The 24,939-nt window shown below is 71.2% G+C and carries 19 protein-coding genes; 13 read left to right on the top strand and 6 right to left on the bottom strand.

The features are described from left to right. Positions 1-242: 242 nt before the first annotated feature. Positions 243-509 carry a 30S ribosomal protein S20 gene (rpsT, locus tag ACZ5XS_RS23720; RefSeq protein WP_053750780.1) on the bottom strand — a complete coding sequence of 89 codons (267 nt, stop codon included), beginning with the start codon at positions 507-509 and terminating at the stop codon, positions 243-245. Between the two features lie 231 nt (positions 510-740). Between rpsT and lepA the strand changes: the two genes are divergently transcribed. Further along, positions 741-2,609: a translation elongation factor 4 gene (gene lepA, locus ACZ5XS_RS23715; protein WP_217239917.1), complete on the top strand. Its 1,869-nt coding sequence runs from the start codon at positions 741-743 to the stop codon at positions 2,607-2,609. Between the two features lie 212 nt (positions 2,610-2,821). Then, on the top strand, positions 2,822-4,696 hold the full coding sequence (locus tag ACZ5XS_RS23710) for an AMP-dependent synthetase/ligase (RefSeq protein WP_468654334.1): 1,875 nt from the start codon (positions 2,822-2,824) through the stop codon (positions 4,694-4,696). A gap of 76 nt (positions 4,697-4,772) precedes the next feature. Here the strand turns inward: ACZ5XS_RS23710 and ACZ5XS_RS23705 are convergent, their stop codons facing one another. Then, positions 4,773-5,348: a response regulator gene (locus tag ACZ5XS_RS23705; RefSeq protein ID WP_468654332.1), complete on the bottom strand. Its 576-nt coding sequence runs from the start codon at positions 5,346-5,348 to the stop codon at positions 4,773-4,775. Positions 5,349-5,362: 14 nt separating this feature from the next. Further along, positions 5,363-9,493 carry a HAMP domain-containing protein gene (locus ACZ5XS_RS23700; protein WP_468654330.1) on the bottom strand — a complete coding sequence of 1,377 codons (4,131 nt, stop codon included), beginning with the start codon at positions 9,491-9,493 and terminating at the stop codon, positions 5,363-5,365. Positions 9,494-9,595: 102 nt separating this feature from the next. Here ACZ5XS_RS23700 and ACZ5XS_RS23695 point away from each other — a divergent pair, with 102 nt between their 5' ends. Both ACZ5XS_RS23695 and hemW read left to right on the top strand, forming a co-directional pair. Further along, entirely contained in the window at positions 9,596-11,530 is a 1,935-nt protein-coding gene (locus ACZ5XS_RS23695) for a SpoIIE family protein phosphatase (RefSeq protein WP_468654328.1), read from the top strand. 32 nt (positions 11,531-11,562) lie between these two features. Next, complete coding sequence (gene hemW / locus ACZ5XS_RS23690) at positions 11,563-12,795, top strand: radical SAM family heme chaperone HemW (RefSeq protein WP_468654326.1); 1,233 nt, start codon at positions 11,563-11,565, stop codon at positions 12,793-12,795. A 179-nt stretch (positions 12,796-12,974) separates the two neighbouring features. On the opposite strand, the gene ACZ5XS_RS23685 is transcribed toward hemW, so the two are convergent. Beyond that, positions 12,975-13,781 carry a DUF3097 domain-containing protein gene (locus tag ACZ5XS_RS23685; protein WP_468654324.1) on the bottom strand — a complete coding sequence of 269 codons (807 nt, stop codon included), beginning with the start codon at positions 13,779-13,781 and terminating at the stop codon, positions 12,975-12,977. A 45-nt stretch (positions 13,782-13,826) separates the two neighbouring features. After that, positions 13,827-14,555: an MBL fold metallo-hydrolase gene (locus ACZ5XS_RS23680; RefSeq protein ID WP_468654322.1), complete on the bottom strand. Its 729-nt coding sequence runs from the start codon at positions 14,553-14,555 to the stop codon at positions 13,827-13,829. 161 nt (positions 14,556-14,716) lie between these two features. Here ACZ5XS_RS23680 and hrcA point away from each other — a divergent pair, with 161 nt between their 5' ends. The 5 genes from hrcA to ACZ5XS_RS23655 all read left to right on the top strand — a co-directional run bounded on the left by hrcA (position 14,717) and on the right by ACZ5XS_RS23655 (position 19,262). Next, entirely contained in the window at positions 14,717-15,733 is a 1,017-nt protein-coding gene (gene hrcA, locus ACZ5XS_RS23675; protein WP_468654320.1) for a heat-inducible transcriptional repressor HrcA, read from the top strand. After that, positions 15,734-16,870, top strand: a complete 1,137-nt coding sequence (gene dnaJ / locus ACZ5XS_RS23670) for a molecular chaperone DnaJ (protein ID WP_217239908.1) — start codon at positions 15,734-15,736, stop codon at positions 16,868-16,870. 161 nt (positions 16,871-17,031) lie between these two features. Next, a complete protein-coding gene (locus ACZ5XS_RS23665; protein ID WP_468654318.1) occupies positions 17,032-18,105 on the top strand; it encodes a nitronate monooxygenase in 1,074 nt (357 codons plus the stop codon). Continuing rightward, positions 18,102-18,842 (top strand): 16S rRNA (uracil(1498)-N(3))-methyltransferase, encoded by a 741-nt coding sequence (locus ACZ5XS_RS23660; protein ID WP_468654316.1) that lies wholly within the window; start codon positions 18,102-18,104, stop codon positions 18,840-18,842. Before ACZ5XS_RS23665 ends, ACZ5XS_RS23660 begins: the two co-directional genes overlap by 4 nt. A 24-nt stretch (positions 18,843-18,866) precedes the next feature. Then, positions 18,867-19,262 carry a VOC family protein gene (locus ACZ5XS_RS23655; RefSeq protein WP_468654314.1) on the top strand — a complete coding sequence of 132 codons (396 nt, stop codon included), beginning with the start codon at positions 18,867-18,869 and terminating at the stop codon, positions 19,260-19,262. On the opposite strand, the gene ACZ5XS_RS23650 is transcribed toward ACZ5XS_RS23655, so the two are convergent. Next, the gene (locus ACZ5XS_RS23650) at positions 19,204-19,602 is read right to left on the bottom strand and encodes a hypothetical protein (protein ID WP_468654312.1); all 399 of its coding nucleotides are present in this window, start codon (positions 19,600-19,602) and stop codon (positions 19,204-19,206) included. The genes ACZ5XS_RS23655 and ACZ5XS_RS23650 overlap by 59 nt on opposite strands. An 80-nt stretch (positions 19,603-19,682) precedes the next feature. On the opposite strand from ACZ5XS_RS23650, the gene ACZ5XS_RS23645 reads away from it, so the two are divergent. The 4 genes from ACZ5XS_RS23645 to ACZ5XS_RS23630 all read left to right on the top strand — a co-directional run bounded on the left by ACZ5XS_RS23645 (position 19,683) and on the right by ACZ5XS_RS23630 (position 24,930). Further along, on the top strand, positions 19,683-20,213 hold the full coding sequence (locus ACZ5XS_RS23645; RefSeq protein ID WP_468654311.1) for a hypothetical protein: 531 nt from the start codon (positions 19,683-19,685) through the stop codon (positions 20,211-20,213). An 85-nt stretch (positions 20,214-20,298) separates the two neighbouring features. Further along, the gene (locus tag ACZ5XS_RS23640) at positions 20,299-23,526 is read left to right on the top strand and encodes a S41 family peptidase (protein ID WP_468654309.1); all 3,228 of its coding nucleotides are present in this window, start codon (positions 20,299-20,301) and stop codon (positions 23,524-23,526) included. A gap of 124 nt (positions 23,527-23,650) precedes the next feature. Beyond that, entirely contained in the window at positions 23,651-24,004 is a 354-nt protein-coding gene (locus tag ACZ5XS_RS23635; RefSeq protein ID WP_468654307.1) for an HIT domain-containing protein, read from the top strand. Between the two features lie 20 nt (positions 24,005-24,024). Next, positions 24,025-24,930, top strand: a complete 906-nt coding sequence (locus ACZ5XS_RS23630; protein ID WP_468654305.1) for a ribonuclease Z — start codon at positions 24,025-24,027, stop codon at positions 24,928-24,930. Positions 24,931-24,939 lie beyond the last annotated feature (9 nt).

The raw sequence follows: 24,939 nt of genomic DNA, 5'->3' as shown, positions 1-24,939 counted from the left end.
CTGCGGCCCTGAGCCACCGTCCGGGTCTTGCGGATCTCGAACATCGCAACCCCTTGAACTGGGGGTGTTGCGACGATCGCTAGAACCTAAGGGGGAAGGGCGGTGGCGGGGCCTTCGGTACAAAGAAAGGTGAGTCCGTGCCCGCGTGGCGAACGCAGGTCGCGCACAGACTCGGGGTGCCGGACGGGAGCGGATGAGAGGGCCCGCTCGATTCCCTCCGGCGGTCAGATCAAAGAAGGGGTTCAGCCCTTGAGGGTCGCGACCTTCGACGCCAGCGCCGACTTCTTGTTGGCGGCCTGGTTCTTGTGGATGACGCCCTTGGAGACGGCCTTGTCGAGCTGACGCGCAGCCGCGCGCTGGTACTCGGTGGCCTTCTCGACGTCACCCGCGGCAGCGGCCTCGCGGGCCTTGCGGATCGCGGTCTTCAGGGAGGACTTGACGGCCTTGTTGCGCAGCCGGGCCTTCTCGTTGGTCTTGATCCGCTTGATCTGGGACTTGATGTTCGCCACTGATGAGCCTCTACAGGTTCAGGCACGGAGCCGCACGGGTCCCGCACCGATGATTTTCCAGAAGTCGTGTCTCGTGCTGAGAGGGCAGGAGACACAGCCACCCAGACTACCAGCGGGCGTCCGAGTGGCCCAAACCGGTCGCCGGTCCCCGCCCGTGGGACCATGGAGGCTACGTATCGATCCGACCCGAGACCGCAGACACTGCGGACGCCTCAAGAATCAGGACCCTGCGTGCCCGCGATCCCCAGCCATGTGCCCGAGCCGAGCCGTACCGACCCGGCGCTGCTCCGCAACTTTTGCATCATCGCGCACATCGACCACGGCAAGTCCACGCTCGCCGACCGGATGCTCCAGCTGACCGGTGTGGTCGAGCAACGGCAGATGCGTGCTCAGTACCTCGACCGCATGGACATCGAGCGTGAGCGCGGCATCACGATCAAGTCACAGGCCGTGCGTCTGCCGTGGGCTCCCACCCATGACAAGACCAACACGCACATCCTCAACATGATCGACACCCCGGGGCACGTCGACTTCACCTACGAGGTCTCGCGGTCGCTCGCGGCCTGCGAGGGCACCGTGCTTCTCGTCGACGCCGCCCAGGGCATCGAGGCCCAGACCCTCGCCAACCTCTACCTGGCGATGGAGAACGAGCTCACCATCGTCCCGGTGCTGAACAAGATCGACCTGCCGGCCGCCCAGCCGGAGAAGTTCTCCGAGGAGCTCGCCAACCTCATCGGCTGCGACCCCGACGACGTGCTCAAGGTCTCGGCGAAGACCGGCATCGGCGTGGACGCGCTGCTGGACCGGGTGGTTCGCGACGTACCGGCCCCGGTCGGCGTCAAGGACGCCCCCGCCCGCGCGATGATCTTCGACTCGGTCTACGACTCGTACCGGGGCGTGGTCACGTACGTCCGTGTCATCGACGGCCAGCTCAACAAGCGCGAGCGCATCAAGATGATGTCGACCGGCGCCACCCACGAGCTCCTCGAGATCGGCGTCTCGTCCCCCGAGATGACGCCGGCCGACGGCATCGGCGTCGGCGAGGTGGGCTACATCATCACCGGCGTGAAGGACGTCCGTCAGTCCAAGGTCGGTGACACCATCACCAGCAAGGACAAGGGCGCCACCGAGGCCCTGGGCGGGTACAAGGACCCCAAGCCGATGGTGTTCTCCGGCCTCTATCCGCTGGACGGCTCGGACTACCCGGACCTGCGCGAGGCGCTGGACAAGCTCCAGCTCAACGACGCCGCCCTGGTCTACGAGCCGGAGACCTCCGCGGCGCTCGGCTTCGGCTTCCGCGTCGGCTTCCTCGGCCTGCTGCACCTCGACGTCATCCGTGAGCGCCTGGAGCGCGAGTTCAACCTCGAACTCATCGCCACCGCGCCCAACGTGGTCTACCGCGTGATCATGGAGGACGGGAAGGAGCACACGGTCACCAACCCGAGCGAGTTCCCCGAGGGCAAGATCGACAAGGTCTTCGAGCCGGTCGTCCGGGCCACGATCCTCGCGCCGAGCGAGTTCATCGGTTCGATCATGGAGCTGTGCCAGACCCGCCGCGGCACCCTCCTCGGCATGGACTACCTCTCCGAGGACCGCGTCGAGATCCGCTACACGCTGCCGCTCGCCGAGATCGTCTTCGACTTCTTCGACCAGCTGAAGTCCAAGACCCGCGGTTACGCCTCGCTGGACTACGAGCCCACCGGCGAGCAGGACGCCCAGCTGGTGAAGGTCGACATCCTGCTGCACGGCGACCGCGTCGACGCCTTCTCCGCCGTCACCCACAAGGACGCCGCGTACGCGTATGGCGTACGGCTCGTCGCCAAGCTGCGCGAGCTGATCCCGCGCCAGGCCTTCGAGATCCCCATCCAGGCCGCCATCGGCTCCCGGGTGATCGCCCGCGAGACCATCCGCGCCATCCGCAAGGACGTCCTCGCCAAGTGCTACGGCGGTGACATCTCGCGTAAGCGGAAGCTGCTGGAGAAGCAGAAGGAAGGCAAGAAGCGGATGAAGATGGTCGGTTCCGTGGAGGTTCCGCAAGAGGCCTTCATCGCCGTTCTGTCCAGCGACGAGAACGCGGGTTCCGGCAAGGGCAAGAAGTAGCCGTCCTTTACCGCGAGACTGGGGGCCTGCCGCGTGTTCACGGGGCAGGCCCCTACGCGTGCGTAGTGTCGCTCTCTGTAGGAAGTGACAGGCCGCGGCCCCTTACGCACCGGCCGGTCGCGCTTTACTCTGATCCCTGCTCGGTAGTTACTCGTGAGTTAAACAACAGCCGCAATGAGCCAGCCGCGCAGCCGCGGGCCCCGGAGGATGTCGTGAGCGACACACAGACACTGATCGAGAACCGTCCGCCGACCGTGGCGGCCGTTTTCCTGGAGCGCGTGGCGGCCACACCGGACGCCGAGGCGTACCGCTACCCCGTGCCTCCGGCCTCCGGCCAGGGGTCGGACGACTGGAAGTCGCTGAGCTGGGGGCAGACCGCCGAGCGGGTCTTCGCCATCGCGGCCGGGCTGATCGAGCTCGGTGTGCAGCCGGAGCAGCGGGTCGCCCTCTCCTCCTCGACGCGGGTCGAGTGGATCCTCGCGGACCTGGGCATCCTGTGCGCCGGCGCCGCCACGACCACGATCTATCCGCAGACCAACGCCGACGAGTCCGCGTTCATCCTCTCGGACTCCGGCAGCAAGGTCCTGTTCGCGGAGAACGCCGAGCAGCTCGCCAAGGCGCGGGAGAAGCGCGCCGAGCTGCCCGACCTCACCCATGTCGTGGTGATCGACCCGGCCGGCGCGGAGACCGGCGACTGGGTGCTCACGCTCGCCGAGCTGGAGCAGCGCGGTGCCGCGTACCTGGAGAAGAACCCCGACCTGATCAAGGAGAAGGTCGGCGCGATCACCAAGGACCAGCTCGCCACCCTCATCTACACCTCCGGCACCACCGGACGCCCCAAGGGTGTCCGCCTGCCGCACGGCAACTGGTCGTACATGGCGAAGGCGACCGCCGCGACCGGGCTGATCAGCGCCGACGACGTGCAGTACCTGTGGCTGCCGCTCGCACACGTCTTCGGCAAGGTGCTCACCTCGGGACAGATCGAGGTCGGGCACGTCACCGCCGTCGACGGCCGTGTCGACAAGATCATCGAGAACCTGCCGGTCGTCCAGCCGACGTACATGGCGGCCGTCCCGCGCATCTTCGAGAAGGTCTACAACGGGGTCGCCGCGAAGGCCCGGGCGGGCGGCGGCGCCAAGTACAAGATCTTCCAGTGGGCCGCCGAGGTCGCCCGCGAGTACGCCAAGGTCACCCAGGACAACTTCCGGCGCACCGGCACGGCGTCGGCGCCCTTCGGGCTCTCCGCCAAGCACAAGGTCGCGGACGCGCTGGTGTACGCCAAGATCCGCGAGGCCTTCGGCGGCAACCTGCGTGCCTGTGTCTCCGGCTCGGCCGCGCTCTCGCCCGAGATCGGCTACTTCTTCTCCGGCGCCGGCATCCACATCCTCGAGGGCTACGGCCTCACGGAGTCGTCGGCCGCCTCCTTCGTGAACCCCGGGGAGGCCTACCGCACCGGCACGGTCGGCAAGCCGCTGCCCGGCACGGAGGTGCGCATCGCGGACGACGGCGAGATCCTGCTGCGCGGCCCCGGCATCATGGAGGGCTACCACGGGCTGCCCGAGAAGACCGCCGAGGTCCTGGAGGCGGACGGCTGGTTCCACACCGGTGACATCGGCGAGCTGTCGCCCGACGGGTACCTGCGGATCACCGACCGCAAGAAGGACCTCATCAAGACGTCCGGCGGCAAGTACATCGCGCCCGCCGAGGTCGAGGGGCAGTTCAAGGCGGTGTGCCCGTACGTCTCCAACATCCTGGTCCACGGGGCCGACCGGAACTTCTGCACGGCGCTCATCGCGCTGGACGAGGTCTCGATCCTCGACTGGGCGAAGGAGAACGGGCTGGAGGGGAAGTCGTACGCGGAGGTGGTCGCCGCGCCGGTGACGGTCTCGATGGTCGAGGGGTACGTGGCGCAGCTCAACGAGGGGCTGCAGCGGTGGCAGACCATCAAGAAGTTCCGCTTGCTGCCGCGGGATCTCGACATCGAGCACGGTGAGATCACGCCGAGCCTGAAGCTGAAGCGGCCGGTTGTCGAGCGGGAGTACAAGCACCTGATCGACGAGATGTATGCGGGGTCGCGCGAAGCGTAGGGAGCGGCGGGGGACTGTTCGGCGGCTGACGGTCCGTTGTGGCTGGTCGCGCAGTTCCCCGCGCCCCTGAAGCAGGTCAGTATGCGCCTCCTCTTGCTATGAGTCGGCGTAGCTCCCTGACCTGCGCGCGCAGTGCTGGTACGTCCACAGGGGTGTCCCCGTCCAGCTGGGCCTCCAAGGCCGTCAGGCCCGCGCTCACCTCGCCGTAACTGTCCTGTTCCCGCCTCAGCAGCCGCTCCAGCTGCTGGTTCTTGCGGTGCAGGTCCAGGAACACGGTGACCTTGGCCCGGAGGACCCACGGGTCGAACGGCTTGGTCAGATAGTCGGCCGCTCCCGTCGCGTAGCCGCGGAAGGCGTAGCCGGTGTCGTCCTCCGCACCGGTCAGGAAGATGATCGGGACGTCCTTGGTCTGGTCGAGCCGCTTGATGTTCGCGGCGGTCTCGAAACCGTCCATGCCCGGCATGCGTACGTCGAGCAGGACGAGCGCGAACCGCCGTCGGAGCAGTGCCTTCATCGCCTCCTCGCCCGAACGCGCGCGGAAGAGCGGTTCGTTGAGGGACCCCAGGACGGCCTCCAGCGCGATCAGGTTGTCCTCCATGTCGTCGACCAGGAGGATGCCGGCGCGCTCACCGGTTGTTGCCTCAGCGCTCATGTGACTGGCCTCATTCAGTCGTCCGTCGGCGGGACCGCGGCCTCCTCGGCATCGGCGTGCTCCTCGTCCGCCACGCTCTCGGGGTCCAGGAGTGCGCAGACGACGGTCAGCAGCTGGTCGACGTCCACCGGCTTGGGTACGTAGTCGTTGGCGCCCCGCGCGATGGACTTCTCGCGGTCTCCCGGCATCGCCTTCGCGGTGAGGGCGACGATGGGCAGGCCGGTCCAGCGGGGGGTGCGGCGGATGGCGGCGATGGTCTCGTAGCCGTCCATCTCCGGCATCATGATGTCCATCAGGACGAGTTGGACGTCCGGGTTGCGTTCCAGCGTCTCGATGCCCTCGCGCCCGTTCTCGGCATAGAGGACGGGCATGCCGACCCGGCCCAGGACATGGGTGAGGGCGAAGACGTTGCGGATGTCGTCGTCGACGATCAGCACCCTGCGCCCGGCCAGGACCTGCCCCGCACGCCCCGCCTTCCACGCCTCCAGTTTGACCGGCGCGGGCCAGGAGTCCTCCGGCTCGTGGGTGGTGGGGAAGAGCTCGGTGGACAGCTCGTCCGGCACCGGCGCGGGCCGGTCCTCCGGGGCCGGGCCGGTCGCCGAGTGGCCGGGGCTGATGACGGGGACGTACAGCGTGAAGGTGGACCCCTTGCCGGGCTCGCTCTCGGCGACGATACGGCCGCCCAGCAGGCCCGCGATCTCCCGGCTGATGGACAGCCCCAGGCCGGTGCCGCCGTACTTGCGGTTCGTGGTGCCGTCGGCCTGCTGGAACGCCTCGAAGATCACGGGGAGTTTCTCGCGGGCGATGCCGATGCCGGTGTCGGAGACCGCGAAGGCGATCACGTCGTCGCTGTCGCGGACGTAGCGGTGCTCGGGGTCCTTCATACGGTTCACGCGCAGCTCGACCCGGCCCGCGGCGGTGAACTTGATCGCGTTGGAGAGCAGGTTGCGCAGGATCTGCTGGAGGCGCTGCTCGTCCGAGTACATCTCCCGCGGTACGTCCTCCCCGACCGCCACCTCGAAGGCGAGTCCCCGGTCGATGGTGAGGGGGCGGAACGTGGCGTGGACGTAGTCGAGCAGCTTGATGAGGGGGAGCCTCTTCGGGCGTACGTCCATCCGGCCGGCCTCGATCTTCGACAGGTCGAGGATGTCGTTGATCAGCTGGAGGAGGTCGGAGCCCGAGCGGTGGATCGTCGACGCGAACTGCACTTCCTGGTCGGACAGACGGCCGTCCGGGTTGTCGGACAGCAGACGCGCCAGGATCAGCAACGAGTTGAGCGGCGTGCGCAGTTCGTGCGACATGTTCGCCAGGAACTCCGACTTGTACTGCGAGGACGTGGCCAGCAGGGCGGCCTTCTCCTCCAGTTCGGCGTTCGAGCGCTGCAACTCCGCCTGCTGCTTCTGGAGTTCGTCGGAGCGTTCCTGGAGCTGCATGGCCAGGCGCTGGGACTCGCCGAGCAGGGACTCCGTGCGGGAGTTGGCGATGATGGTGTTGATGGCGACGCCGATGGTGTTCACGAACTGGTCGAAGAAGGCCAGGTGGACGTCGGAGAAGCGGGAGAAGGAGGCCAGCTCGATCACGCCGAGGAGCTTGTCCTCGAAGAGGATCGGGATGATGACGACGCTCGCCGGGGCCGCCTCGCCGAGACCGCTGTTGATCTTGATGTAGTCCGGCGGGGCCTCCTCCACCAGGATCCGCTTCTTCTCCCGCGCGGCCTGGCGGACGAGACCGTGCACCGGCATGGCTCCCGTGTCGACGGTCGCGCTCTGCGCCGAGCCGTACCCGGCGATGAACGCGAGCCCCTTCGCCGGAACCGCCGTGTGCAGAGAGGTGCCGTCCTCGTCGGGGTCGGCCAGGAAGAACGCGCCGTACTGGGCGTTCACCAGCGGGGTCAGCTCGCGCAGGATCAGGTCGGCGACCTCCATCAGGTCGCGGTGGCCCTGCATCAGGGCGGCCAGGCGGGCCAGGTTGGACTCCAGCCAGTCCTTCGCGCGGGTCGTCTCGCGGAGGTTGGCCACCATCAGGTTGATGTTGTCCTTCAGCTCGGTGACCTCGCCCTGCGTCTCCACCGTGATCGACCGGGACATGTCGCCCTGGGCCACCGCGGAGGCCACCTCGGCGATCGCGCGGACCTGGGTGGTCAGGTTCAGCGCGAGCTCGTTCACGTTCGTCGTCAGGCGCTTCCAGGTGCCGTAGACGCCCTCCACCCGTGCCTGGCCGCCGAGCTGGCCCTCGGAGCCGACCTCGCGGGCCACGCGGGTCACCTCGGAGGAGAAGGAGGAGAGGGTGTCGACCATCGTGTTGATGGTGGTCTTCAGCTCCAGGATCTCGCCGCGCGCGTCCACGTCGATCTTCTTCGACAGGTCGCCCTGCGCCACCGCCGTCGCCACCTGGGCGATGTTCCGCACCTGCGAAGTGAGGTTGTCGGCCATGTAGTTGACGTTGTCGGTCAGATCCCGCCAGACGCCGGAGACGCCCAGCACCTGCGCCCGGCCGCCGAGCCGGCCGTCGGTGCCGACCTCGCGGGCCACGCGGGTCACCTCGTCGGCGAAGGCCCGCAGTTGCTCCACCATCGTGTTGACGGTGTCCTTCAGTTCCAGGATCTCGCCGCGCGCGTCGACCGTGATCTTCTTGGACAGGTCGCCGTTGGCGACGGCGGTGGTGACCTGGGCGATGTTCCGCACCTGGGAGGTCAGGTTCAGCGCCATGAAGTTGACGTTGTCGGTGAGGTCCTTCCAGACCCCGCTGACGCCCCTGACCTGGGCCTGACCGCCGAGGTTGCCTTCGGTGCCGACCTCGCGGGCGACGCGGGTCACCTCGTCGGCGAAGGCGGAGAGCTGGTCGACCATGGTGTTGATCGTGGACTTCAGCTCCAGGATCTCGCCCTTCGCCTCGACCGTGATCTTCTTGCCGAGGTCGCCCTGAGCCACGGCGGTGGAGACCAGGGCGATGTTGCGCACCTGGGAGGTCAGGTTGTCCGCCATGAAGTTGACGTTGTCGGTGAGGTCCTTCCAGACGCCGGAGACCCCCCGAACCTGGGCCCGGCCGCCGAGGTTGCCTTCGGTGCCGACCTCGCGGGCGACGCGGGTCACCTCGTCGGCGAAGGCGGAGAGCTGGTCGACCATGGTGTTGATCGTGGACTTCAGCTCCAGGATCTCGCCCTGCGCGGCCACCGTGATCTTCTGGCTCAGGTCGCCGTTGGCGACCGCGGTGGTCACCTGGGCGATGTTGCGGACCTGGGAGGTCAGGTTCGAGGCCATGAAGTTGACGTTGTCGGTGAGGTCCTTCCAGACCCCGGACACGCCCCGCACCTGGGCCCGCCCGCCCAGCTGGCCCTCGGTGCCGACCTCGCGGGCCACCCGCGTGACCTCGTCGGCGAAGGCGGACAGCTGGTCGACCATCGTGTTCACGGTCAGCTTCAGTTCGAGCAGCTCGCCGGTCGCCTCGACCGTGACCGTGCGGGTCAGGTCACCGCGGGCCACCGCCGTGGTCACGAGCGCGATGTCACGGACCTGGGCGGTCAGCCGGGACGCCATGGTGTTGACCGCCTCGGTCACGTCCCGCCAACTCCCGGACAGGCTCGTCACCTTGGCCCGCCCGCCGAGCCGCCCCTCGGTGCCGACCTCGCGCGCCACCCGGGTCACCTCGCCGGTGAACAGGGACAGCTGGTCGACCATCTTGTTCACGGCCCGGCCGAGCCGGCGCAGATCACCGCGCAACTGCCTGCTGCCGTCGTGCAGATCGACCCGCTGGGTCAGGTCGCCGCCGGCCACCGCGTCCAGGACACGCGTGGCGTTCGCCGCCGGGGCGACCAGGGCGTCGAGCACCTGGTTCACGTCGTTGACCCGGGAGGTCCAGGCGCCCTGGCCCGGGCTGGCCGAGAGGCGTTCGTCGAGCCGGCCGTACCGCACCAACTCCCGCTTCACCCGCTGCACTTCTGTGTTGAAGTGGGTGCTGCGGTCCATGATCTGGTTGAAGACGGCGGTCAGTTCGGCCACCAGGCCGTGGCCGGATTCCGGCACCTTCGAGAAGTCACCGTCCCGGGCCGCCGTCATCGCGGCGAGCAGAGGACGCAGATCCGATGCTCGAATCAGGCCATCTTTGTGCTCCTGTTCGAGCACACGTGTAGCACTGTTCTCACTCATGGCGGCCCACTTCGGTAACTCGGCGCTTATGGGCGGGGCCAGTCTGTCACTCTGTCGGCATCGACTGAGGCGTATTCGTCCGAACCGCTGTGGGAGCTGTAGATGGGGGCCATTTCGACGCGACGGGAGACCATTTCCCGTGCCTCTGATGCGCCTGCGCACCCGGGGGTGCCCCTGCGCACCGGAGCGCCTGCACCCGCAGACGCGCCCCCGCGCTCGCAGTTGCACGCCCCCCTGCCCGGCAGCTCCCTCGCGCCGGGCGCCGCCCGCGCGCTGTTACGCGCCGCGCTCGCCGAATGGGCCGAGCGCGCGCTGCCCGGCACCGAGCACCTCACCGAGCTCCTGGCCGGCGACGCCCTGGTCGTCGTCAGCGAGCTGGTCACCAACGCCGTCGTGCACGCCGGCACCGACGTCGAGCTGGACTGCCGGCTGGAACCGGAGACCGGCGCCCTCGTCGTCGAGGTCCTCGACCACCACCCCTCGCGCGCCCCACGCGACGCCGCCGAACCGTCGTCCGAGACACCCGAGTACGGGCGCGGCCTCAGACTGGTCGCCGCGCTCTCGGAGTCCTGGGGCATCACCTACCGCACCGGCGCCAAGACGGTGTGGGCGCGGCTGCCCGCGCAGGGGGAATCGGCCGCCGACGCGCGAGAGGCGTACACGGGGGAGCGCGAGCTGCGGGTGGCCGAGATACTCGCCCCGGAGCCGCAGCGCACCGAGCAGGACCAGGACTGGCTCAACCGGGGCGCCCTGTCCTTCCTCGCCGAGGCCTCCGACCTGCTCGCCGGGCAGCTCGACGAGAACCTGGTGGCCGCGCTCGCCGGACAGCTGATCGTGCCGCGGCTGGCCGAGTGGTGCGCGGTGTGGCTGGAGGACGAGGCCACCGGCGGCCGCGGCCGCTGGGCGGCCGACGGGTCCGGACCGCGCCTGGCCCGCGTGTGGCACGGCAGCGAGAACCGCATCGAGGAACTGCGCCAGGCCCTGGAGAAGGAACCGCCGTACCCGCCCGACCCGGCACGGCCGGGGCCCGCCCCCTTCCCCTGGCCCGGCGGGGCACTGGGCCCGCACGGAACGCACGGCTCCGCGCTCGCCTACCGGCTGACGGCCGGCGGCCGTCCGCTCGGCACCCTGGTCATCGGCCGGTCCGGGCTGCCCGGCTTCGCCGACGAGATCACCGGCCTGGTCGAGGACCTGAGCCGCCGGGTGGCCCTCGCCATCGGCGCGGCCCGCCAGTACGCCCGGCAGGCCACCATCAGCGCCGTACTGCAGCGCGGCCTGCTGCCCGGTGCGGTCGCCGAGATACCGGGGGTGCGCAGCGCCCTGGTGTACGAGCCGTGCGACAAGGGCGGACCCAGCGGCGACTTCTACGACCTGTTCCCGGCCGGCGACGGCCGCTGGTGCTTCGCCGTCGGCGACGTCCAGGGCAAGGGGCCCGAGGCGGCCGTCGTCATCGGCCTCGCCCGGCCCTGGCTGCGGCTGCTGGCCCGCGAGGGCTACCGCGTCGCCGACGTCCTGGACCGCCTCAACCAGCTGCTCCTCGACGACGCGACGGAGGCCGCGGACGCGGCGGCCCGCGCGCTGGTCTCCGCGGGCGGCCGGCCGATGGCCCCCGGGGACGGCCCGCAGACCCGCTTCCTCTCCCTCCTCTACGGCGAGCTGACCCCCTTCGACGGAGGAGTGCGCTGCACCCTCGGCTCCGCCGGACACCCGCTGCCGCTGCTGCTCGGCGCGGACGGCGAGGTCCGGACGGCCGCGCACCCGCAGACCCTCCTCGGGGTCGTCGAGGACGCCACATACACCAGCGAGACCTTCGAACTGCGCCCCGGCGACAGCCTGCTGTGCGTGACCGACGGGGTGACCGAGCGGCGCAGCGGCTCGCGCCAGTTCGACGACGAGGACGGGCTGGCTCAGGCGCTTGCCGGGTGCGCGGGGCTCGACGCGGAACTGATCGCGGAGCGCATCAAACGGCTGGTGCACGAGTTCGGGGTACGGCCGCCGGAGGACGACCTGGCCCTGCTGGTGCTGCAGGCCGAGTAGGCCCGGGGCGCGCGTGCTGGACAATGGAGGGCATGCCTTCCGCACTCCCCGACGGCGAGCCCGTCCCCGACGACGGCGCCCTGCCCGCGCCCGCGCTCGCCGGGGCGGCCGACCGCCCCCTCGGGTTCTACCTGCACGTCCCGTACTGCGCGACCCGCTGCGGCTACTGCGACTTCAACACCTACACGGCGACCGAGCTGCGCGGCACCGGCGGCGTCCTCGCCTCCCGCGACAACTACGCGGACACCGTGATCGACGAGATCCGGCTGGCCCGCAAGGTCCTCGGCGACGACCCGCGTGAGGTCCGCACGGTCTTCGTCGGCGGCGGCACCCCCACGCTGCTGGCCGCGGGGGACCTCGTCCGGATGCTGGGCGCGATCCGCGACGAGTTCGGCCTCGCCGCCGACGCGGAGGTCACCACCGAGGCGAACCCGGAGTCGGTGGATCCGGCGTATCTCGCCGTTCTGCGCCAGGGCGGCTTCAACCGGCTCTCCTTCGGCATGCAGAGCGCGAAGCAGCACGTGCTGAAGGTCCTCGACCGCACGCACACGCCGGGACGCCCCGAGGCGTGCGTGGCGGAAGCACGGGCGGCGGGGTTCGCGCACGTCAACCTCGACCTGATCTACGGCACCCCGGGGGAGTCGGACGACGACTGGCGGGCGTCGCTCGAGGCGGCGCTGGGCGCCGGGCCGGACCACGTGTCGGCCTACGCGCTGATCGTCGAGGAGGGCACCCAGCTGGCCCGGCGGATCCGGCGCGGCGAGGTCCCCATGACGGACGACGACGTGCACGCGGACCGGTACCTGATCGCCGAGGAGATGCTTTCGGCGGCCGGCTTCGACTGGTACGAGGTCTCGAACTGGGCGACCTCGGACGCCGGCCGCTGCCTCCACAACGAGCTGTACTGGCGCGGCGCCGACTGGTGGGGCGCGGGGCCGGGTGCCCACAGCCACGTGGGCGGCGTGCGCTGGTGGAACGTGAAGCACCCGGGCGCGTACGCGGCGGCCCTGGCGGGCGGGCGGTCGCCGGGTGCGGGCCGGGAGCTTCTGTCGGAGGAGGACCGGCGGGTGGAGCGGATTCTGCTGGAGCTGCGGCTGCGGGAGGGCGTGCCGCTGGATCTGCTGAAGTCGGCCGGCCTCAAGGCGGCCGGCCGGGCCCTGTCGGACGGGCTGCTCCAGGAGGGGCCGTACGAGGCGGGGCGTGCGGTGCTCACCCTGCGGGGGCGGCTGCTGGCGGACGCGGTGGTGCGGGACCTGGTGGACTGAGAGGTTTTCCGGGGCTCCGCCCCGGACCCCGCTCCTCAAACGCCGGAGGGGCTGATGTCAGCCTGTCCGGCGTTTGAGGACGAGGCCGTTCAGGCCGAGAGCGGGGTCTGGGGGCGCAGCCCCCAGGGACGGGAACGGGAAGGGGCGGTGGGGGCGAGAAACCGGATTGCCGCCCGGGCTCACTCCGGGGCCGTGACGAAGTCGATCAGTTCCTCCACGCGGCCCAGGAGCTCGGGCTCCAGGTCCTTGTAGGAGCCCACCCGCTTCAGGATCGCCTGCCACACCGCGCCCGTGTTCTCCGGCCAGCCCAGGGCCCGGCACACGCCCGCCTTCCAGTCCTGGCCGCGCGGGATGCGGGGCCAGGACTCGATTCCCACGGCCGAGGGCTTCACCGCCTCCCAGATGTCGATGTACGGGTGGCCGACGACCAGGGCGTGTTCGCTGGTCACCGACGCCGCGATCCGGGACTCCTTGCTGCCCGGCACCAGGTGGTCCACCAGGACCCCCAGCCGGGCATCCGGCCCCGGCGCGAACTCCGCGACGATGGCCGGGAGGTCGTCGACGCCCTCCAGGTACTCCACGACCACGCCCTCGATGCGCAGGTCGTCGCCCCACACCTTCTCGACGAGTTCGGCGTCGTGCCGGCCCTCGACGTAGATGCGCCCGGCCCGGGCCACACGCGCGCGTGCACCGGGGACGGCGACCGAACCGGAGGCCGTACGGGACGGGCGTACCGGAGCGCGGCCGGCGGAGCGTACGAGGGTCACCACCCGGCCCTCCAGGAGGAAGCCGCGCGGCTCCAGCGGGAACACGCGGTGCTTGCCGAAGCGGTCCTCCAGGGTGACCGTGCCCGCCTCGCAGCGGATCACCGCACCGCAGAATCCCGTCCCCGCCTCCTCCACCACCAGGCCGGGCTCCGCAGCGACCTCGGGTGCGGGCTTGGGCTTCTTCCACGGCGGAGTCAGGTCCGCAGAGTACTGGCGCATTCGGATGACGATAGGAGAAAACGCCGAGGAGATGACGCGGGGCCGTCACGACACGCCGAAACGCCCGGCCAGGGCGTCCCGCTGTGCCCGGACGAACGCCGCGTCGACCACCGCTCCGTGACCGGGCACGTACAGCGCGTCCTCGCCGCCCAGGTCCAGCAGGCGGTCGAGGGCGGCCGGCCAGTGGGACGGTACGGCGTCGGGGCCGGCCTGGGGTTCGCCGGACTCCTCGACCAGGTCGCCGCAGAAGACCACCCCCGGCGAGCCGGGGACGAGGACCACGAGGTCGTGGGCGGTGTGCGCGGGCCCCACGTTCGCCAGCAGGACCTGGCGGCCGCCGCCCAGGTCGAGCGTCCACTCGCCGGAGACGCGGTGGCGGGGGACCGTCAGGGCGTCGACCGCCTCGTCGGCCAGACGCGCGTCGAGCCCGTTGCCCACCGCGTCGGCCCGCAGGTCCGCACGCCCGTGCCGGGCGGCGAGCACCGTCTCGACGCCGACCGCGCCGAACACCTCGGCCCCCGCGAACGCCGCCGCCCCGAAGACGTGGTCGAAGTGCGGATGCGTCAGCGCGAGATGGGTCACACGGTGACCGGCGATTTCCTGCGCCCGCGCCCGCACCCACGACCCCTCCGCCAGGCTCGACCCGGCGTCGATCACCAGGGCCGCGCCCGCCCCGACGACCAGCCCCGCCGTGCAGTCCCACACCGGCAGGCGGCACCGGCCGACCCCGGCCGCCAGCCGCTCCCACCCCAGCTCTTCCCAAGTCACCGTCATACCGCGACGCTAGCGGGGAAGCCTCCTCGGGCACGGCTTCGCAGGCCCGGCCTTGCCCCGGGCGTACCCCACGGCCGTACACTGGCCGGGGTGCGTTGGCACTCGGATGTGACGAGTGCCAGGCGAAGAGCCGAGGGGCCGACTTTCTGGAGGTGTGCGCGATGCTGAGTGAACGCAGGCTCCAGGTGCTGCGCGCCATCGTCCAGGACTACGTCGGCACCGAGGAGCCGGTCGGCTCCAAGGCGCTCACCGAGCGGCACAACCTCGGTGTCTCCCCGGCGACCGTGCGCAACGACATGTCGGCCCTGGAGGACGAGGGGTACATCGCCCAGCCGCACACCAGCGCGGGGCGGATCCCCACCGACAAGGGCTATCGGCTGTTCGTCGACAAGCTGGCCGGGGTCAAGCCGATGACCGGGCCCGAGCGGCGCGCGATCCAGAACTTCCTGGACGGCGCCGTCGATCTGGACGACGTGGTGGCGCGGACCGTACGGCTGCTCGCGCAGCTGACGCGGCAGGTCGCCGTCGTGCAGTACCCGTCGCTGACCCGGTCGACGGTGCGGCACGTCGAGCTGCTCTCCCTCGCCCCCGCGCGCGTGATGCTCGTCCTGATCACGGACACGGGACGGGTCGAGCAGCGGATGGTCGACTGCCCGGCGCCGTTCGGCGAGGCGTCGCTGGCCGATCTGCGGGCACGGCTCAACAGCCGGATCGCCGGACGTCGCTTCGCCGACGTGCCGCATCTGGTGGAGGACCTGCCCGAGGGTTTCGACGCCGAGGATCGCGGCACCGTCTCGATGGTGCTCTCCACCCTGCTGGAGACGCTCGTCGAGGAGAACGAGGAGCGGTTGATGATCGGCGGCACCGCCAATCTCACCCGCTTCGGACATGACTTTCCCCTCACCATCCGGCCCGTCCTGGAAGCCCTCGAGGAGCAGGTCGTGCTCCTCAAGCTCCTTGGCGAGGCGGGGGATTCGGGCATGACCGTACGGATCGGTCACGAGAACGCCTATGAGGGACTCAACTCCACTTCAGTGGTGTCGGTCGGCTACGGTTCGGGCGGCGAGGCAGTCGCCAAGCTCGGCGTGGTCGGACCGACCCGCATGGATTACCCGGGAACGATGGGAGCGGTACGCGCAGTGGCACGGTACGTCGGACAGATCCTGGCGGAGTCGTAAGTGGCCACGGACTACTACGCCGTTCTCGGCGTGCGCCGCGACGCGTCGCAGGAAGAGATCAAGAAGGCCTTCCGGCGGCTCGCACGCGAGCTGCACCCGGACGTCAACCCCGATCCGAAGACCCAGGAGCGGTTCAAGGAGATCAACGCCGCTTACGAGGTGTTGTCGGACCCGCAGAAGAAGCAGGTCTACGACCTCGGCGGCGACCCCCTGTCCCAGGCGGGCGGCGCGGGCGCGGGCGGCTTCGGCGCGGGCGGCTTCGGGAACTTCTCGGACATCATGGACGCCTTCTTCGGTACGGCGTCCCAGCGGGGTCCGCGCTCGCGCACCCGGCGCGGCCAGGACGCGATGATCCGCCTGGAGATCGAGCTCGACGAGGCGGCCTTCGGCACGACGAAGGACATCCAGGTCGACACCGCGATCGTCTGCACCACCTGCAGCGGTGAGGGTGCGGCGCCGGGGACCTCCGCGCAGACGTGTGACATGTGCCGCGGCCGCGGTGAGGTGTCGCAGGTGACGCGGTCCTTCCTGGGCCAGGTCATGACCTCGCGCCCCTGCCCGCAGTGCCAGGGCTTCGGCACGGTCGTCCCGACGCCGTGCCCGGAGTGCGCCGGCGACGGCCGCGTCCGGTCCCGTCGGACCCTGACCGTCAAGATCCCCGCCGGTGTCGACAACGGCACCCGCATCCAGCTCGCCGGCGAGGGCGAGGTCGGGCCCGGCGGCGGTCCCGCCGGTGACCTGTACGTCGAGATCCACGAGCTGCCTCACTCGCAGTTCCAGCGGCGCGGCGACGACCTGCACTGCACGGTCACGCTGCCGATGACGGCGGCCTCGCTCGGCACCAAGGTGCCGCTGGAGACGCTGGACGGTCTGGAGGAGGTCGACATCCGGCCCGGCACCCAGTCCGGCCAGTCGATCCCGCTGCACAGCCGGGGCGTCACGCACCTGCGTGGCGGCGGACGCGGCGACCTCATCGTCCATGTCGAGGTGCAGACCCCGAACAAGCTCGACCCCGAGCAGGAACGCCTGCTGCGTGAGCTGGCCAAGCTGCGGGGCGAGGAGCGGCCCACGGGGCAGTTCCAGCCGGGGCAGCAGGGGCTGTTCTCGCGGCTGAAGGACGCGTTCAACGGTCGTTGACGGGTGGCGGCGGAAGGCTGTTTCTCGCCCCCGCCGCCCCTTCCCGTTCCCGTCCCCGGGGGCTGCGCCCCCAGACCCCGCTGTCGGCCCGAAGGGCCTCGTCCTCGAACGCCGGACGGGCTGAGTACGGACTTGTTCAAAGGACGTGACAACATGCCGTCATGTCCTCCGCACTGACCGATCTCTTCCCACATCCGATCGTGCAGGCCCCCATGGCGGGCGGCGTCTCCGTACCGACGCTCGCCGCCGCCGTGTCCGAGGCCGGCGGGCTGGGGTTCCTCGCTGCCGGGTACAAGACGGCCGACGGCCTGTACCAGGAGATCAAGCAGCTGCGGAGCCTCACGGCCCGCCCGTTCGGCGTGAACCTCTTCATGCCGCAGCCGGAGTACGCGGACCCGGCCGCCGTCGACGTGTACGCCCATCAGCTGGCCGGCGAGGCCGCGTGGTACGAGACCGAGCTGGGCGACCCCGAATGCGGCCGCGACGACGGCTACGAGGCCAAGCTCGCGGTGCTGCTCGACAACCCGGTGCCGGTGGTCTCGTTCCACTTCGGCGTGCCGAGCCCGGACCTCCTGGACTCGCTGCGCCGGGCCGGCACCTTCACCCTGGTCACCGCGACCACCGCCGAGGAGGCGTTCGCGGTCGAGCAGGCGGGCGCCGACGCGGTGATCGCCCAGGGCGTGGAGGCGGGCGGCCACCAGGGCACCCATCGCGACCTCCCGGAGACCGACGGCTCGGGCATCGGCCTGCTCTCGCTGATAGCGCAGGTCCGCGAGACCGTGGGCATTCCGATCGTCGCCGCGGGCGGCATCATGCGCGGCGGCCAGATCGCCGGCGTGCTCGCCGCGGGCGCGAGCGCGGCCCAGCTCGGCACGGCGTTCCTCGCCACTCCCGAGTCCGGCGCGTCCGCCGTGCACAAGCAGGCGCTGACCAACCCCCTGTACGTGCGTACCGAACTGACCCGCGCCTTCTCCGGCCGCCCGGCCCGCGGGCTGGTCAACCGCTTCCTGCGCGAGCACGGCCCGTACGCGCCCGCCGCCTACCCGGAGATCCACCACCTGACCGCACCGCTGCGCAAGGCGGCCGCCAAGGCGGGCGACGCGCAGGGCATGGCGCTGTGGGCGGGCCAGGGGCACCGGATGGCCCGCGAACTGCCCGCCGGACAGCTGGTGGAGGTGCTGGTGGCCGAACTCACCGCCGCCTGGACAGCGTTGTCGCAGGGCGGGGCGCGATGACGGCGCCCGTCTTCGTCGTCGAACACCTCGACGCGGGCGGCGGCGGGCAGTACGTCCTCGACGGACCCGAGGGGCGCCACGCCGTCTCCGTGAAGCGGCTGAAGCCCGGGGAGAGCGTCGTGCTCACCGACGGTGCCGGGCGCTGGGCCGCGTGCGAGGTGGTCGGCACCGAAGGCAAGGACCGGCTGGTCGTCCACGTGACCGAGATCTCCGAGGAACCCCCGCAGTCCCCCCGCATCACCGTCGTCCAGGCCCTCCCCAAGGGCGACCGCGGCGAGCTGGCCGTCGAGACGATGACCGAGACCGGCGTGGACGCGATCGTGCCCTGGGCCGCCTCCCGCTGCATCACGCAGTGGAGGGGCGACCGCGGTGTGAAGGCGCTCGGCAAGTGGCGGGCCACCGCTCGCGAGGCCGGCAAGCAGTCCCGCCGGGTGCGCTTCCCCGAGATCGCGGAAGCGGCAACGAGCAAGCAGGTCGCGGCACTTCTCGCCCGAGCAGACTTCGCCGCCGTACTGCACGAGAGCGGCGAAGCGACCCTGGCCACCGCCGAACTGCCCACCGAGGGTGAGATCGTGCTCGTCGTCGGACCCGAAGGCGGCGTCTCCCCCGAGGAGTTGGCGCTCTTCGAGGAGGCGGGCGCGAAGGCGTACCGGCTCGGACCCACCGTCCTGCGGACGTCGACCGCCGGGACCGCGGCGACCGCCCTGCTCCTCGGCCGCTCCGGCCGCTGGTCCTGACCTCTGCCACCGGGAGAACGGCTCGTGGAACTCGCCCAGGTACGCCTGCTCGTCAGCGACTTCGCCGCCTGTTACCGCTTCTACGCCGACGTCCTCGGCCTGAAGCCGCAGTCGGGGACCGCCGAGGGGCCGTACGAGAAGTTCAGCCCGGCCACCGGCTCCGCGGGCATCGCCCTCCAGGACCGGGCCATGATGTCCCGGATTCTCGGCGACGAGCTGGGTGACGCGGCCACCGGCCACCGCTCCCTGGTGGTGCTGCGCGTCGACGCCCTGGGCGCCTACTGCGAGCAGATCACCGCACGCGGAGCGACCCTGCTGCACGGCCCGGCCCCGATGACCGACCGGATGAGGGTCGCGCACCTCAAGGACCCGGAGGGCAATCTCGTGGAGCTTCAGGAGTGGCTGCTGCTGCGCGGCTGACGGCCACGGCGGGCAGCAGTTCCCAGCCGTCCAACTCGCCGCCACCGGACAGCAGTCCGCGCTTCGCGGCCTCGTCGACCAGGGCGCGTACGACGCCGGGTTCGTGCAGGTTGACGTAGTGGCCGTGGGCGTCGCTCACGCCGCCCGAGTGGCCGGGGTAGCCGCCGCCGGCGTCGCGCCCCTCGCCGGACCGGAAGACGATCCGGGTGCGGATGCCGTCACGGAGCAGGGTGAGGGTTTCGCGGCAGGGCTCACCGCCGCCGTGCCGGTGACGCACGTTCCACAGGTAGACGGTCCGCTCGTCCAGGACGAGCCTTCTGAGACTGCGGTCGTTGCGCATCCGTCCACGGTAGACGCGGGGCGCGCAAGTGGCCGTATGCGCTCTACCGCGACGGCCGGGACGGTGGCAGGCTGCCCTGCATGGGGGCGTTGACGAGGTTTCGGCGTCGGCCGCGCGGGCGGCGAGTGGCGGCTGTGGCGACTCTGGGCGTGCTCGCCGTGGGCGGGACGGTCGCCTGCGATCCGAGCGGGCTGAACTCCGCGACCGTGGCGTACACGACCGACCAGACCGTGACCGACGAACTGGAGCGGCAGAAGGCCGACGTGCGCTGGCTCAACTGCACGGCCTCGTACGGCGACAGCGGCTCGACGCCCACGGCCACCGAGAACGCCGTCGCGGACGTCGACTGCGAGGGCGAGACCGACGACGGCAAGGACATCACCGTCACCGGCAAGGTCACTCGCGCGGTCAGCGGCGCGTGTGTGCGCGGGGACCTCACCGCGAAGATCGACGGCAAGCAGTGGTTCCACGTGGAAGGGCTCGGAAACTGCGACGCGCGGACCACCCCGCCCGTCAACGACCCCGATCAGCCCGGGCCGACGGTCACGGTGACGGTCACCAAGACCGTGTACTGCCAGAAGGCACCCCAGTGCTGGCCCGACGGCAAGTGAGCCGCCGTCCGGGGCGGTCGGTCACGTGATCCAAACCTGGTTCAAACCCCTGTCACCGGTCGCCGCGCGTGCATAGGGTGATCGGGTGACACAGCCTGCGACCGCCGCGACCTCAGCGTATCTCCGGTTCCCCCACCTGCACGGCGAGTTGGTGGCCTTCACCGCCGAGGACGACGTGTGGCTGGCCCCGCTCGACGGCGGCCGGGCCTGGCGGGTCAGCGCCGACAACGTGCCGGTCACCCACCCCCGCATCTCGCCCGACGGCACCACCGTCGCCTGGACCTCCACCCGCGACGGCGCCCCCGAGGTGCACATCGCCGACGTCGACGGCGGCCCCGCCAAACGCCTGACCCACTGGGGCAGTTCCCGCACCCAGGTGCGCGGCTGGACCGCGGACGGCGAGGTCCTCGCGCTCAGCACCTACGGCCAGGCGAGCCTGCGCCGCAGCTGGGCCCGCGCGATCCCGCTCGACGGCGGCCCGGCCACGACCCTGCCGTACGGACCCGTAGGCGACGTCGCCCACGGCGGCCCCGGCACGGTCCTGCTGTCCGCGCCGATGGGGCGCGAGGCGGCCTGGTGGAAGCGGTACCGGGGCGGTACGGCGGGCAAGCTGTGGATCGACAGGGACGTCCGCGACGGGCAGGGTGCGGGCGAGTTCGTACGGCTGCACGAAGAGCTCGACGGGAACATCGAGTACCCCGTGTGGGCGGGGGACCGGATCGCCTTCCTGTCCGACCACGAGGGCGTCGGCGCCCTGTACTCCTCCCTCGCCGACGGCTCCGACCTGCGGCGGCACACGCCCCTCGACGGCTACTACGCCCGGCACGCGGCCGGGGACGGCACCCGCGTCGTGTACTCCTCCGCCGGTGAACTGTGGATCCTCGACGACCTCGACGGCGCCGAGCCCCGCCGCCTCGACGTACGGCTCGGCGGGCAGCACACCGACCGGCAGCCGTTCACGGTGAACGCCACCCGCTGGTTCGGGTCGGCCGCCCCCGACCACACCGCGCGCGGCAGCGCGGTCGCCGTGCGCGGAGCCGTGCACTGGGTCACCCACCGCGCCGGACCGGCCCGCGCGCTCTCCGCCGAACCCGGCGTACGGGCCCGGCTGCCCCGCACCTTCCGCGCCGAGGGCGAGGAGTGGGTGGTGTGGGTGACGGACGCCGAGGGCGACGACGCCCTGGAGTTCGCGCCCGCCACCGGCCACGCGCCCGGCGCCACCCCGCGCCGCCTCGCCGCCGGACAGCTGGGCCGCGTCCTCGGGCTCGCCATGGCACCCGACGGCAGCCGGGCCGCGGTCGCCGCGCACGACGGACGCGTCCTGCTCGTCGAACGCGAGACCGGCGAGGTCCGCGAGGTCGACCGCAGCGAGGAGGGCGACGTCACCGGGCTGGTCTTCTCGCCCGACTCGGCCTGGCTCGCCTGGTCGCACCCCGGCCCCGGCCCGCTGCGCCAGCTCCGGCTCGCCAACACCACCGACCTGTCGGTCACCGAGGCGACCCCGCTGCGGTTCCGGGACTACGCCCCGGCGTTCACCCTCGACGGCAAGCACCTCGCCTTCCTCTCCAACCGGTCCTTCGACCCGGTCTACGACGAGCACGTCTTCGACCTGGCCTTCGTGGTCGGCGACCGCCCGCACCTGATCACGCTGGCCGCGACCACGCCCTCCCCGTTCGGCCCGCAGCGGCACGGCCGGCCCTTCGAGGCCCCCGACAAGGACGAGACGCCCGACAGCGAGGGCACCCCGGCCACCCGCATCGACCTCGAAGGCCTCGCCGACCGGATCGTGCCCTTCCCGGTGGAGGCGGCCCGCTACTCCAACCTGAGGGCGGCGAAGGACGGCGTGCTGTGGCTGCGGCACCCGGTGCGCGGTGTCCTCGGCTCCTCCCGGGCCACCCCGGACGACCCGGACCCGCACACCGAGCTGGAGCGCTACGACCTCGCCCAGCAGCGCATCGAACACCTCGCCGTGGACGCCGACCACTTCGCCGTCAGCGGCGACGGCAAGCGGGTCCTGCTGTGGACCGACGGCCGCCTCAAGGTCGTCCCCAGCGACCGGCGCGCCTCGAACGACGACGACAGCGACACGAACATCACCGTCGACCTCACCCGCGTACGGCAGAGAGTCGACCCGGCGGCCGAGTGGCGGCAGATGTACGAGGAGACCGGCCGCGTCATGCGGGACCACTTCTGGCGCCCGGACATGAACGGGGTCGACTGGCCCGGCGTCCTCGACCGCTACCGTCCCGTGCTGGACCGCGTCGCCACCCACGACGATCTCGTCGACCTGCTGTGGGAGGTCCAGGGCGAACTCGGCACCTCGCACGCCTACGTCGTCCCGCGCGGCGGTCACGGCGGCGGGCCCCGGCAGGGGCTGCTCGGCGCGGACATCTCCCGTCACGCGGACGGCACCTGGGTCATCGACCGCATCCTGCCGACCGAGACCTCCGACCCGGACGCCCGCTCCCCGCTCGCCGCGCCCGGTGTCGCCGTGCGCGCCGGGGACGCGATCGTCGCCGTGGCCGGGATGCCGGTCGACCCGGTGACCGGGCCCGGGCCGCTTCTCGTCGGTACGGCGGGCAAGCCCATCGAGCTGACGATCTCGCCGTCCGGCGGGGGCGAGGTGCGGCACGCGGTGGTCGTCCCCACGGCCGACGAGGAACCGCTGCGCTACCACGCGTGGGTCGCGGACCGGCGGGCGTACGTCCACGAGAAGTCCGGCGGCCGGCTGGGGTATCTGCACGTGCCGGACATGCAGGCGCCCGGCTGGGCCCAGATCCACCGTGACCTGCGGGTGGAGGTGGCCCGGGAGGGGCTGGTCGTGGACGTCCGCGAGAACCGCGGCGGGCACACGTCCCAGCTGGTCGTCGAGAAGCTGGCCCGGCGGATCGTCGGCTGGGCCGTGCCGCGCGGGATGCGGCCCTACAGCTACCCACACGACGCGCCCCGGGGGCCCGTGGTCGCCGTCGCCAACGAGTTCTCCGGCTCGGACGGGGACATCGTCAACGCGGCGATCAAGGCGCTGGGGATCGGGCCGGTGGTCGGGACGCGGACGTGGGGCGGGGTGATCGGGATCGACAGCCGGTACCGGCTGGTCGACGGGACGCTGATCACGCAGCCGAAGTACGCGTTCTGGCTGGAGGGTTACGAGTGGGGCGTGGAGAACCACGGCGTCGACCCCGACGTGGAGGTCGTGCAGCGGCCGCAGGATCATGCGGCGGGGCGGGACGTGCAGCTGGACGAGGCGGTCCGGCTGGCGCTGGAGGCGTTGGAGACCAGCCCGGCGAAAACACCGCCCGGCTTGCCGACCTAAGGGGCGCGGGGCTGTATCGATATGCGGCTCCGCCGCGTGGGCGCGACCAGCCACAGAGCGCCCGCACTCGGCGGCGATACGATGCCCACACGCGATCAACCCGCTCACCCCCGGAGGGAACCGCATGGCAGGGGAACCGCAGGACGACTGTCTGTTCTGCAAGATCGTCGCGGGGGGCATCCCGGCGACGATCGTCCGTGAGACCGCCACCACCGTCGCGTTCCGGGACATCAACCCCCAGGCGCCCACCCACGTCCTGGTGATCCCGAAGGCCCACCACAAGGACGCCGCCGCGCTCGCCGCCGACGCCCCGGAGCTCGCCGCCGACGTCCTGCGCGAGACCCAGGCCGTCGCCGACGGCGAGAAGCTGGAGAGCTACCGCATCGTCTTCAACACCGGCAGCGGCGCCGGGCAGACCGTCTGGCACGCCCACGCGCACGTCCTCGGCGGCCGTGGCCTGCAGTGGCCCCCCGGCTGACCAGAAGGACGTAAGTCACCGTGTCCGTACGTGAACTGGTCGTCCTCGGCACCGCCAGCCAGGTCCCGACCCGGCATCGCAACCACAACGGTTACCTGCTGCGGTGGGACGGCGAGGGCATCCTGTTCGACCCCGGCGAGGGCACACAGCGGCAGATGCTGCGCGCCGGGGTCGCCGCGCACGACCTGAACCGGATCTGCGTCACGCACTTCCACGGCGACCACTCGCTGGGCCTCGCCGGAGTCATCCAGCGCATCAACCTCGACCGGGTCCCGCACGGGGTCACCGCCCACTACCCGCGCTCCGGGCAGCGCTTCTTCAACCGGCTGCGGTACGCCACCGCCTACCGCGAGACGGTCGAGCTGGTCGAGGCGCCGGTGGCGGCGGACGGGGTGCTCGCGGAAACCCCCGGCTACACCCTGGACGCCCGCAAGCTCTCGCACCCCGTCGAGTCCTACGGCTATCGCCTCACCGAGCCGGACGGCCGCCGTATGCTGCCCGACCGGCTCGCCGCGCACGGCATCAAGGGCCCGGACGTCGGCCGCCTCCAGCGCGAGGGGGTCCTCGGTGGTGTCTCGCTCGACGACGTCAGCGAGACCCGCCGCGGGCAGCGGTTCGCGTTCGTCATGGACACCCGGCTGTGCGACGGCGTGTACGCGCTCGCCGAGGGCTGCGACCTGCTGGTCATCGAGTCGACGTTCCTCGACGAGGACGAGCAACTGGCCGTCGAACACGGGCACCTGACCGCCGGTCAGGCCGCGCGGGTCGCGCGGGACGCCGGTGTGCGGCACCTCGTGCTCACCCACTTCAGTCAGCGTTACTCCGAGCCGGAGGAGTTCGAGCGGCAGGCGCGGGCCGCCGGATTCGAGGGCGAGCTGACGGTCGCGCACGATCTGCTGAGGGTCCCGGTTCCGAAGCGTCGGTGAAACCGCCGT

Source organism: Streptomyces sp. NPDC033131 (genome assembly GCF_055578365.1).
This window is presented reverse-complemented; position numbering and strand designations above follow the sequence as displayed.